The organism is Streptomyces sp. NPDC052036, assembly GCF_040680495.1.
Classification (GTDB): Bacteria; Actinomycetota; Actinomycetes; order Streptomycetales; family Streptomycetaceae; genus Streptomyces.
Genome location: NZ_JBFAWW010000124.1, coordinates 1 through 1,695 on the forward strand (window position 1 = coordinate 1; position 1,695 = coordinate 1,695).

The window sequence follows — 1,695 nt, forward strand, 5'->3', positions numbered from 1 at the left end:
ATCAGCGTCTGTGCGGTCTGCAATCGAGATGAAGCATGTGATGGGACCCCAAGTGACCGAAGCCCCGAGCACTTCTTTGCCCCTGCTTGCCGCGCAGATGGGTGTGTGGGTGGCCCAGCAGTTGGAGCCGGCGAGCCTTGTTTTCAATGTCAGTCAGTACGCTGACATCGTCGGCTCCATCGATGCGGGTGTTTTCGAGCGTGCGCTTCGCCAGGTGCTCATCGAGACCGAGGCGCTGCGGATCAGGATCGTGGAGCGGGAGGGCGAGGTCAGACAGGAACTGACCTCGGGTTCCGGCTGGACTCTGACCTGCCTGGACCTGTCCGGGGAAGCGGATCCCGCGGAACGGGCGCACGAGTGGATGCGCGAGGAAATGACGCGTCCCTTCGATCTGACCCAGGGTCCGCTTTTCACCTGGGGTCTGCTCAAGCTCTCCGACCACCGCTATTTCTGGTACCAGCGCTGCCACCACATCGTGATGGACGGTTACAGCTGCGGACTGGTCGCCCAGCGCGTTGCCGAGGTCTACACCGCGCTGATCCGCTGCGAACCCTGCCGGGACCCCTCCTTCAGGCCGCTCACCCGGCTCCTGGAGGAGGAGCAGGAATACCGTGGTTCACCCCGGCACGACCGTGACCGCGACTTCTGGTCCTCGCAGCCCGCCGCCCATGCCGAGCCGCTCCTGCTCGCCGGACGTACCGCACCGTCCGCCGACTTCCCTCTCCGGCAGACAACACGTCTGGCCAAGGACACCGTCACCGGCATCTGCACCGCTGCCGGCCTCGGCCGGTCCGCCTGGCCCGGTGCCGTCCTCGCACTGAGCAGCGCCTACTTCGCCAGACTCACCGGCCAGGACACCGTCACCCTGGAACTGCCCGTGACCTCCCGGGTCACCGCGGTCCACCGCCACACCCCGGCCATGCTCTCCAACATCCTGCCCCTGACCGTTGCCGTGCCCCCGCAGGCCGGCATCGCCGAGGTCCTGGCCGACGTCTCCGGCTCGGTGCGCCGCCTGCTGCTGCACCAGCGCTACCGGCAGGAAGACCTGCACAGCGGCCTCGGCCGCGCAGGCGGACACCACACATCCGGCCCGATGGTCAACATCCTGTCCTTCGACTACGACCTCGACTTCGCCGGACACCACGCCAGCGCGCACCCCATGACCAACGGCCCGGTCGAAGACCTGGCCATCACCGTCGCCCCGGACAGCGACCCAGGCATGCTGCGCATCGACTTCCACGCCAACCCCGCCCTGTATACGCGCGAAGAACTCACCGCCCACCTCACCCGCTTCCAACGCTTCATCAACAACCTCACCACCGACCCCGACCAGCCCGTGGGCCGGGCCGGGATGATGGATCCGGCAGAACGCGCTCTGATGCTGGAGGACTGGAACGACACCAGCCGGGACATCCCCGAAGCGGTACTGCCAGAGCTGTTCGAGGAACAGGTCGCGCAGACACCGGACGCCACGGCGGTGGTCTTCGACGGCATCGAGCTGTCGTATCGCGAGGTGAATGAGCGGGCGAACCGCCTGGCCCGCCTGCTGGTCGGGCAGAGCGCAGGCCCGGAGCGGTTCGTTGCCGTTGCTCTGCCGCGTTCCGCCGATCTGGTGATCGCGCTGTTGGCGGTGGTGAAGACGGGTGCGGCGTATGTGCCCATCGACCCGGACTATCCGGCCGACCGCATCGCCTA

1 protein-coding gene is annotated in these 1,695 nt (G+C 67.2%); it reads left to right on the forward strand.

The features are described from left to right. Nucleotides 1-52 precede the first annotated feature (52 nt). Nucleotides 53-1,695: condensation domain-containing protein (locus AB0L95_RS42160; protein ID WP_365171975.1), on the forward strand; the 1,643-nt coding region annotated here is incomplete at its 3' end.